At 69.4% G+C, this 9,376-nt stretch carries 9 protein-coding genes; 4 read left to right on the top strand and 5 right to left on the bottom strand.

Annotated elements, in window-relative coordinates; translation table 11 throughout:
• The 5 genes from VNR91_RS06040 to VNR91_RS06020 form a co-directional block, all read right to left on the bottom strand.
• Window positions 1-1,066, bottom strand: a 1,066-nt coding sequence (locus VNR91_RS06040; RefSeq protein ID WP_325489872.1) for a PstA family ABC transporter permease, incomplete at its 3' end; no start/stop codon positions are given.
• On the bottom strand, window positions 1,059-2,432 hold the full coding sequence (gene pstC / locus VNR91_RS06035) for a phosphate ABC transporter permease subunit PstC (RefSeq protein ID WP_325489871.1): 1,374 nt from the start codon (window positions 2,430-2,432) through the stop codon (window positions 1,059-1,061). The genes VNR91_RS06040 and pstC, both read right to left, overlap by 8 nt.
• Window positions 2,433-2,472: 40 nt before the next feature.
• Window positions 2,473-3,522, bottom strand: coding sequence for a substrate-binding domain-containing protein (locus tag VNR91_RS06030; RefSeq protein ID WP_325489870.1), 1,050 nt, complete (start codon window positions 3,520-3,522; stop codon window positions 2,473-2,475).
• A gap of 39 nt (window positions 3,523-3,561) precedes the next feature.
• On the bottom strand, window positions 3,562-4,797 hold the full coding sequence (locus tag VNR91_RS06025) for an ATP-binding protein (protein WP_325489869.1): 1,236 nt from the start codon (window positions 4,795-4,797) through the stop codon (window positions 3,562-3,564).
• A gap of 26 nt (window positions 4,798-4,823) precedes the next feature.
• Window positions 4,824-5,513 (bottom strand): HAD-IA family hydrolase, encoded by a 690-nt coding sequence (locus VNR91_RS06020; protein WP_325489868.1) that lies wholly within the window; start codon window positions 5,511-5,513, stop codon window positions 4,824-4,826.
• 23 nt (window positions 5,514-5,536) lie between these two features.
• Here VNR91_RS06020 and glmU point away from each other — a divergent pair, with 23 nt between their 5' ends.
• The 4 genes from glmU to VNR91_RS06000 all read left to right on the top strand — a co-directional run.
• The gene (glmU, locus tag VNR91_RS06015; protein ID WP_325489867.1) at window positions 5,537-6,958 is read left to right on the top strand and encodes a bifunctional UDP-N-acetylglucosamine diphosphorylase/glucosamine-1-phosphate N-acetyltransferase GlmU; all 1,422 of its coding nucleotides are present in this window, start codon (window positions 5,537-5,539) and stop codon (window positions 6,956-6,958) included.
• Window positions 6,955-7,266, top strand: a complete 312-nt coding sequence (locus VNR91_RS06010) for a hypothetical protein (protein ID WP_325489866.1) — start codon at window positions 6,955-6,957, stop codon at window positions 7,264-7,266. Before glmU ends, VNR91_RS06010 begins: the two co-directional genes overlap by 4 nt.
• 23 nt (window positions 7,267-7,289) lie before the next feature.
• Window positions 7,290-9,113 carry a glutamine--fructose-6-phosphate transaminase (isomerizing) gene (gene glmS, locus VNR91_RS06005; RefSeq protein ID WP_325489865.1) on the top strand — a complete coding sequence of 608 codons (1,824 nt, stop codon included), beginning with the start codon at window positions 7,290-7,292 and terminating at the stop codon, window positions 9,111-9,113.
• Between the two features lie 21 nt (window positions 9,114-9,134).
• A partial coding sequence (locus VNR91_RS06000) for a potassium channel family protein (protein WP_325489864.1) occupies window positions 9,135-9,376 on the top strand: 242 nt, incomplete at its 3' end.

Here is a 9,376-nt window from a genome sequence, read left to right as displayed (position 1 = left end):
GCATCCCGATCAGCAGCAGCGGCGCGGTCTCGCCCAGCGCGCGCGCCATGCCGATGATCGTGCCGGTCAGGATGCCGGGCAGCGCCAGCGGCAGGACGTGGTGGAACACCACCTGCACCCGGCTGGCGCCGATGCCCAGCGCGGCATCGCGGATCGACGGCGGCACCGCCTTGATCGCGTTGCGCCCGGCGATGACGATGACCGGCATGATCATCAGCGCCAGCGTCATGCCGCCGACCAGCGGCGCCGATCGCGGCAGGCCCAATGTGCCGAGGAACAGCGCCAGCCCGAGCAGGCCGAAGATGATCGAGGGCACCGCCGCCAGATTGTTGATCGACACTTCGATCAGGTCGGTCCAGCGATTGCGGGGGGCGTATTCCTCAAGGTAGATCGCCGACAGCACGCCGACCGGAAACGCGATCAGCAGCGTGACCAGCATGGTCATCAGCGATCCCTTGAGCGCCCCCCAGATGCCGACCGCGCCCGGATCGGTCGCGTCGGCGCGGGTGAAGAACGACCAGTTGAACGCGGTACGCACCGCGCCCGCCGCTTTGAGCCGGGCGTAGGCCGCCTGCGCTTCCGGCTTGCCCGATCCGCGCGCGGCGCCGTCGATGTCGGTCGCGGCGGGGACGAACAGCGCCGCGTGGCGCTTGAGCAGCGACGGATCGGCCTTGACCGAGTCGCGCACCGCCGTCCACGCATTGTCGGCGATCAGATCCCCGCCGCCGGGGCCGAACGCCTTCTCCGCCGCGACCGCGACCTTTTCCTCCAGCCCGGCGCTGGCCAGCGCGAGATCGGCGCCGCGCCCGGCGAGCTGCTCGCGCGTGACCGGCAGGTCGAACGCGGCGAAATCGATCGGCAGCCTGATCTCGGTGCGCTGGAAGCCCCGCACCCCGCTGCCGATCATCGTCGCCAGCAGGAACACGAGGAACGCGGCCGACAGCACGACGGCGGCCAGCCCGAACAGCTTGAAGCGCCGTTCACCGGCATAGCGCCGCCGCAGCCGGCGCTGCATCGCCGGCGCGGCCCAATCGGTCGGGGCGGCGGGGCGGGGACCGTTATTCATAGGCTTCGCGATACCGCTTCACCACGCGCAGCGCGACGATGTTGAGCGCCAGTGTCACGAGGAACAGGACGAGGCCGAGCGCGAAGGCGGCGAGCGTCTTGGGGCTGTCGAACTCCGCCTCGCCGGTGAGCAGGTCGACGATCTGCTTGGTGACGGTGGTGGCGCTTTCGAACGGGTTGAGCGTCATCGTCGCGGCGCCGCTGGCGGCCATCACCACGATCATCGTCTCGCCGATCGCCCGGCTGACCGCGAGCAGGATGCCGGCGACCACGCCGGGCAGCGCGGCGGGCAGCAGCACGCGCGCGATCGTCTCGCTGGTGGTGGCGCCCATCGCCAGGCTGCCGTCGCGCATCGCGGTCGGCACCGCCGCGATCGAATCGTCGGCCATCGAGGACACGAACGGGATGATCATCACCCCCATCACCAGCCCCGCCGCCAGCGCGCTTTCGGACGAGGCGTAGGGCATCCCCAGCGCCACCGCGAGATCGCGGATCGCCGGGCCGACGGTGAGCGCGGCGAAATAGCCGTAGACCACGGTCGGCACGCCGGCGAGCATCTCAAGGATCGGTTTCATCCAGCGGCGGACAGAGGGCGCGGCATATTGGGTGAGGTAGATCGCGCTCATCAGCCCGAACGGTATGGCGACGATCATCGCGATCACCGCGCCGATGAAGAAGGTGCCCCAGAACAGCGGCACCGCGCCGAGCACCGATCCGGGATCGTTCGCCGGGATCACCTGCGGGCTCCAGTGGGTGCCGAACAGGAAATCGGTGATCGGCACCACGGAGAAGAAGCGCGCGCTTTCGAACAGCAGCGAGGCGAAGATGCCGAGCGTGGTCAGGATCGCGACCAGCGAGGCGAGCAACAGCGCGAGCATCACCGTCCGCTCGACGCGCGGGCGGGCGCGGAACGCTGGCGCGATGCGGCTCATCGCATAGGCGCCGCCCGAAAACGCCAGCAGGACGGCGATCGCGGTGGCAAGCCAGCGATAGCGGCCGGTGGCGGCGGCAAAGGCGGGGGCGAGCCGTTCGGACAGCGGGAAGAACGCGCCGGTGGCACGGCCGGCCGCCAGCGATCGTGCTTCATCCAGGATGGTGTCGCGTTCGAACCCGAACGGCGGCAGCGCCTGCGCGGCGGGATCGGCGAGCGCGCTGGCGGTGATCAGTTGCGGCGCGATCGCCGCCCACGCCGCGAGGAAGATCAGCGTCGGCACCACCACCCACAGCGCGACGTACCAGCCGTGCTGGCCCGGCAGCGAATGGGGCCGCTGCACGCCGCCGCCGAAGCGGACCGCGCGGGCGCGCGCGGTCAGCCAGCCGATCAGCCCGAGCCCGGCGACCAGGAACAGGAGCGCATAGGGGTTCAAGCGATCGAACCCCGGCGACGCGGAAAGGGGGCCATCGCGATCAATGGAGCGACGCCGGATCGAGCGTCAGGCCGCGGTCGACCACCTGCTGCGCGTGCTGGCGCACCGGGTCGCTGGCCGCGATCAGGCCGCGCCTGGCCAGCCGGCCGCGCGGTTGCCATGCGGCGGCATAGGCGTCGAGGAACTCCCTGAGGCCGGGCACCGCCTTGAGATGCGCCTTCTTGACGTAGATGTAGAGCGGCCGGGCGCCCGGATACTGGCCGGAGGCGATGCTGTCATAGGACGGCACCACCCCTTCGAGCGGGACGCCGTGGAGCCGATCCTGGTTCTCCTCCAGATAGGAATAGCCGAAGATGCCGATGGCGTTGGGGTTCGACGCGAGGTTCTGGACGATCAGATTGTCGTTCTCGCCCTTGTCGACATAGGCGCCGTCGTCGCGCAGCCTGGTGCAGACGTCGGCATAGCGATCGGGCGACGCGGTCTTGAGCGCGGCGGCCTGTGGCATCGCCGCCTCGCAGCCGGGGTTCATCACCAGCTCGGCAAAGGCGTCGCGGGTGCCGCTGGTCGACGGCGGGCCATAGACCTGGATCGGGATGGAGGGCAGCGCCGGGTTGACGTCGCGCCACGTCCGCGCGGTGTTGGCGCGCCCCAACGGATTGGCGGCGAGCGCGAGATAGGCGTCGCGGCGGGTCAGCGTCAGCCGCGGCCCCCTGTTCGATTCGGCCAGCGCGATGCCGTCGGTGCCGATCACCACCTCCATCACCGCATCGACGCCGTTGGCGGCGCACTGGTCATATTCGGATTTCTTGATCCGGCGCGACGCATCGAGCACGTCGGGATGCTGCGGGCCGATGCCGGCGCAGAACAGTTTGACCCCCGCGCCGGTGCCGGTCGATTCGACCACCGGCGCCTTCAGGTTGGCGTGGCCGTTGACGAACTGCTCGGCGACGGCGGTGGTGAACGGGTAGACGGTCGAGGAGCCGACGATCTTGATCTGGTCGCGGGTGTGTCCGCCGCCGCAGCCGGCCAGCAGCGCCAGCGGCAGCGCGGCCGCGACCGTCGCCCATGTGCCGAAACCGCCCACACCCATGCGTCGTCCTCCGCGATCCGTGGCGCGACTCGCGACGGGTCAGCGCCCCTGTGTTGCAGTCAGGTTACGGGTTGATGACAGTGCCGCCGGCAACAGGATCGACACCGTCGTGCCGTGACCGACCTGGCTGGCGATATCCAGCCGGCCGCGATGCCGCTCGACGATGTGCTTGACGATCGCCAGCCCCAATCCGGTGCCGCCGACCGAGCGGCTGCGCCCCGAATCGACGCGATAGAATCGTTCGGTCAGCCGCGGCAGATGTTCGGGGCCGATGCCGTCGCCCTCATCGGCGACGGTCAGCCGCACCATCGCGTCGTCGGCGCGGGCGAGCGTGATAGTCACCGGCGTACCCGCCTTGCCGTATTTCATCGCATTGCCCGCCAGATTGTGGAGTAGCTGCGAAAGTTGGGCGCGGTCGCCGGTCACCGCCGGCGCCGGTTCGATATCGACGCGGATATCGCCGCCGCGCGGATCGCGGGTCGCGGCCAGTTCGGCGCGCACTTCCTCGACCAGCGCGGCGATATCGACCTGCTCCTCCGGCGCGCGATATTTCTCCGCCTCGATCCGGCTGAGCGACATCAGGTCGTCGATCAGCCGCTGCATCCGCCGCGCCTCATCGAACATCACGCCCAGGAACCGCTTGCGCACGGCGGGATCGTCGCCGGCCTCGTCGCTGAGCGTTTCGATGAAGCCGAGCAGCGAGGCGAGCGGGGTGCGCAGCTCGTGGCTGGCGTTGGCGACGAAATCGACGCGGATGCGCTCGGTCGCATAGCTGCCGGTCGAATCGGTCAGGTGGACCAGCCGCCGCCCGTCGCCCAGTGCCTGCACGCGCATCGCCCAGCGCTGGTCGCGGGTGCCCAGCCCGACCAGATGGACCGGCGGCAGCAGATCATCGCCGTCCCGCGCGTTGATCAGCCGTTCGGTGGCGGCGGGGTGGCGGATCGCCAGGCGGACGTCCTCCCCCCGGATATGGTCACCCAGCAATTGCCGCGCGGCGATGTTGGCATGGGTCACCCGCGTGCCGGCGACGAGCATCACCGGCTCGACGATCGCATCGATCAGCGGATCGGGGCCGGCGTCCGCCTCCGTTTCGTCCGGGGCGCCGGCCGGCCGGTCGGGTGCGGGCGCGGCGGCCAGCAGCAGCACGGCGGCGATCCCCGCGACGATCACCAGCAACATCGCCGACAGATCGTGGTTGAGCGCAAAGCCGAGCAGCGCCGCGATCGCGATCAGCGCGAACGCCGCGACGGCGCGCGAGGAGAGGTGGGGCCCCATGACCCCGCTTTACGGGCCGGCCCCGATCAGGACAATGCGCGCGATCCGCCCAGCCGGCGCAGCGTCGGCAGCAGCTCGTCATAATGGTCGATCACCGCGTCGGCGCCGAGTTCGGCGACCGGCTGGGTCAGAAAGCCGAAGCTGACCGCGACCGAGGGGATGCCGGCATTGCGCGCGGCCATGGTGTCATAGATCGAATCGCCGACGAACGCGGCCGCGCCGCCGCCGCACAGCTCGATCATCCGCTGGATCGGCAGCGGCGACGGCTTGGCATTGCCCTTGCCCATGGTGTCGCCGCCGATCAGGCAATCGAACCGGTCGCGCAGGTCGAGCGCGCGCAGCAGCTTGTCGGCCAGCCCCTCGAACTTATTGGTGACGATGCCGACCTTGACCCCCATCGCCCTGAGCGCATCGACCGTGGCGATCGCGCCGGGGAAGGGGTGGCTGTCCGCCGCGATGTTTTCCCCGTAATAGTCGAGCAGCAGCCGGTAGACCCGGCGGAACTCCTCGTCGGATGCGCCGCCGGTCGCCTCGATCCCCTTGATCAGCATGTTCTTGGCGCCGCCGCCGACCATCGGCTTGATCTGGTCGATCGTCAGCGCGGGGCGCCCGGCCTGATCGAGCGCGAAATTGACCGCCGCCGCCAGGTCGCCGAGCGTGTCGAGCAGGGTGCCGTCGAGGTCGAACCCGACGATCGCGAAGGGGAAATCGTTCATACCGGGCGCATGGCCGCTTCACTATGGAATTGGCAAGATGTTCGTGGCAGGGCGCGGGGGTGACCAGCGACAGCCCGCCAAGCCGCCCGCCCGCCCGCCCCGTCGCCGCCGTGATCCTGGCCGCCGGACAGGGGACGCGGATGAAGTCCGATCTTCACAAGGTGCTCCACCCGATCGCCGGGCGGCCGATGCTGCTCCACCTGATCGCCAGAGTCGATCAACTGGCGCCCGCGCGCACGATCGTGGTGGTCGGCGCGCGGCGCGAGCAGGTCGAGGCGGCGGTGGCGCCGACCGCGGCGGAGATCGTCCATCAGGCGGAGCAGCTCGGCACCGGCCACGCCGTCGCGCGGGCCGAGGATGCGCTGGGTGGGTTCGCCGGCGACGTGCTGGTCCTCTATGGCGACGCGCCGCTGGTGACGCCGGAGACGATGCGGCACATGCTCGACCGGCTGCACGGCGCCGATCAGCCGGCGTGCGTGGTGCTGGGGTTCAGGCCGCCCGACGCTGGCGCCTATGGCCGGGTGATCGCCGACGTCGACGGACGCATCGTCAAGATGGTCGAATACAAGGACGCCAGCGCCGAGGAGCGTGCGGAGACGCTGTGCAATTCCGGGCTGATGGCGGTCCGCAACGAGGATCTGTTCGCGTTGCTGGCGCGGGTCGGCAACGCCAATGCGGCGGGCGAATATTATCTGCCCGACATCGTCATGCTCGCCGCCGGTGACGGCCGCGCGTCGGCGGTGATCGAGACCGGGTGGGAGGAAGTCGCCGGGATCAACAGCCGGGCCGAGCTGGCCGGGGTCGAGGCGAGCTGGCAGGCGCGCCGCCGCGCGCGGGCGATGGCGGACGGCGCGACGCTGATCGCGCCCGAAACCGTGTGGTTCGCGCACGATACCGAGATCGGCCGTGACGTGACGATCGAGCCGAACGTCGTGTTCGGGCCCGGCGTGCGCATCGCCGACCGCGCGGTGATCCATGCGTTCAGCCATATCGAGGGCGCGACGGTGGGCGAGGGTGCGTCGATCGGCCCCTATGCGCGGCTGCGGCCGGGCACGGTGGTGGGCGAAGGCGCCAAGATCGGCAATTTCGTCGAGACCAAGAAGACCGTGCTGGGCAAGGGCGCCAAGGCCAATCATCTGACCTATCTGGGCGACGCCACGGTCGGCGCGGGCGCCAACATCGGCGCGGGCACGATCACCTGCAATTACGACGGCTTCTTCAAATATGGTACGAACATCGGCGCGGGCGCGTTCGTCGGGTCGAACAGCGCGCTGGTCGCGCCGGTGTCGATCGGCGCCGGGGCGATCGTCGGCGCGGGATCGGTGGTGACGCGCGACGTTGAAGCGGACGCGCTGGCGCTGGTGCGGCCCGAACAGGTCGCGCGGTCCGGCTGGGCGAAACGGTTTCGGGAGGCGATGTTGGCGAAGAAGAAGGCGGCGAAATGAGCGACCGTTACGACGGCAAGCCGTTCCTGCTGCTGCTCGACAGCTATGTGCTCGATGCGATCGGCCATCTCGACCCGATGGCCGAGCCGGCGCGGCGCGATGCCGCGGCGAACGTGCAGCAAACATTCGGCGTGTCAGGTAGTTGGCGGGAGATGGTCGCGGCGGAAATGAAGTTTCCCGCCGACATGCCAGGCGCGTTGCGCGAGATGTGGGCGAGCGGGCGCCCCCGCTTTGTCGCGGCGCATGGCCGCGAGCCCGATCCCGCCGAGTTCGTCCGCATCTTCGTCGACACCAATTTTCCGCGCTGAGGCGCCGGGGGAAGTAACGCGCCATGTGTGGAATCGTTGGCATATTGGGTAAGACCGAGGTCGCCGATCGCCTGTTCGAGGGGCTGAAGCGGCTCGAGTATCGCGGCTATGACAGCGCCGGCATCGCGACGCTGACCGATCGCGGGATCGAGCGGCGCCGGGCGGAGGGCAAGCTGGCCAACCTGGGCGCGCGGCTGGCCGCCGATCCGCTGCCCGGCACGATCGGCATCGCCCATACCCGCTGGGCGACCCACGGCGCGCCGACCGAGGACAACGCCCACCCCCACATCGTCGGCGACGTCACGATCGTCCACAACGGCATCATCGAGAATTTCAAGCCGCTGCGCGACGAACTGATCGCCGACGGTCGCGAGTTCACATCGCAGACCGATACCGAGGTGGTCGCGCATCTGGTCGACCGCGAGCTGCGCGCTGGCAAGGCCCCGCGCGAGGCGGTGGCGGCGGTGCTGCCGCGGCTGCACGGGGCGTTCGCGCTGGCGGTGCTGTTCGCGCAGGAACCCGATCTGCTGATCGCCGCGCGGCTGGGCGCGCCGCTGACCGTCGGCTATGGCGAGGGGGAGAATTATCTCGGCTCCGACGCGCACGCGCTGGCCGGGCTGACGCAGAAGATCGCCTATCTCGACGAGGGCGACTGGGCGGCGCTGACCCGCCACAGCATCGAGATCTTCGACCGCGACAACCGCCCGGTCACCCGCGCGATCGTGCCGTCGGGCGTGTCCCCGGCGATGATCGACAAGGGCAATTACCGCCATTTCATGCTCAAGGAGATCCACGAGCAGCCGGTGGTCGTCGGCGACACGCTGACCAGCTACATCCGCCCGGTCGAGCAGATGGTGGCGCTGCCCGACATGGATTTCGACCTGGCCGGGATCGAGCGCGTGGCGATCATCGCCTGCGGCACCGCCAGCTATGTCGGGATGATCGGCAAATACTGGATCGAGCGTTTCGCGCGGCTGCCTGTCGAGGTCGATGTCGCGTCCGAATATCGCTATCGCGACCCGGTGCTGCCGCCCAATACGCTGGGCGTGGTGGTGTCGCAGTCGGGCGAGACCGCCGACACGCTGGCGGCGCTGCGCCACATGAAGGCGAACGGCGTGACCACCGCCGGGATCATCAACGTGCCGACCAGCAGCATGGCGCGCGAGGTCGACCTGTTGCTGTCCACCCATGCCGGGCCGGAGATCGGCGTCGCATCGACCAAGGCGTTCACTTGCCAGCTGGCGGTGATGGCGGCGCTGGCGGTCAACCTGGCGCGCGCCAAGGGCAAGCTGACCCCGCATGAGGAGCGCGACATCGTCCGCAACCTGATCGAGGCGCCCGCCGCGATCAACGCCGCGCTGACGCATGACGACGAGATCGCGCAGATGGCGCATACCATCGCCGACGCGCGCGACGTGCTCTATCTGGGGCGAGGGCCGGAATATCCGATGGCGCTGGAAGGGGCGCTCAAGCTCAAGGAAATCAGCTACATCCACGCCGAGGGCTATGCATCGGGCGAGATGAAGCACGGGCCGATCGCGCTGATCGACGAAAAGGTGCCGCTGATCGTGCTCGCGCCATCCGGCCCGCTGTTCGACAAGACCGTCAGCAACATGCAGGAGGCGCAGGCGCGCGGCGCGCAGGTGGTGCTGATTTCCGACGCCGCCGGCATCGCACAGGCGGGCGAGGGCACGATCGCGACGATCGAGATGCCGCAGGTCCACCCGCTGATCGCGCCTTTGGTCTATGCGGTTCCGGTACAATTGCTCGCCTATCACGTCGCGGTGGCCAAGGGGACCGACGTCGACCAGCCGCGCAACCTCGCGAAGTCGGTGACGGTCGAATAGCTTTGGCGTAACGTCGTCGTGATGATGCCGGAGCCCGTCGATTTCCGCGACCGATTGCGCCTGACCCGCAAGAGCCGGACGCCGCCGTGGCTGTCGCTGGTGTGGCGGGTCGCGCTGGCGTTCGGGCTGATGGGCATCGCGCTGGCGGTGCACTGGCTGGATCGCGACGGGCTGCGCGACACGCTGGATGGGCATGTCAGCTTCACCGACGTGCTCTATTTCACCATGATCACCATCACCACGGTGGGCTATGGCGACATCGT

This window comes from Sphingomonas sp. (genome assembly GCF_035555815.1).
Taxonomy (GTDB): Bacteria; Pseudomonadota; Alphaproteobacteria; order Sphingomonadales; family Sphingomonadaceae; genus Sphingomonas.
This window is presented reverse-complemented; position numbering and strand designations above follow the sequence as displayed.

What these genes read in the sequence shown, in the direction of transcription:
- VNR91_RS06030 (WP_325489870.1), bottom strand. Translation starts at nt 3,522, where the DNA reads ATGGGTGTGGGCGGTTTCGGCACATGGGCGACGGTCGCGGCCGCGCTG.
- VNR91_RS06025 (WP_325489869.1), bottom strand. Translation starts at nt 4,797, where the DNA reads ATGGGGCCCCACCTCTCCTCGCGCGCCGTCGCGGCGTTCGCGCTGATC.
- VNR91_RS06020 (WP_325489868.1), bottom strand. Translation starts at nt 5,513, where the DNA reads ATGAACGATTTCCCCTTCGCGATCGTCGGGTTCGACCTCGACGGCACC.
- glmU (WP_325489867.1), top strand. Translation starts at nt 5,537, where the DNA reads ATGGAATTGGCAAGATGTTCGTGGCAGGGCGCGGGGGTGACCAGCGAC.
- VNR91_RS06010 (WP_325489866.1), top strand. Translation starts at nt 6,955, where the DNA reads ATGAGCGACCGTTACGACGGCAAGCCGTTCCTGCTGCTGCTCGACAGC.
- glmS (WP_325489865.1), top strand. Translation starts at nt 7,290, where the DNA reads ATGTGTGGAATCGTTGGCATATTGGGTAAGACCGAGGTCGCCGATCGC.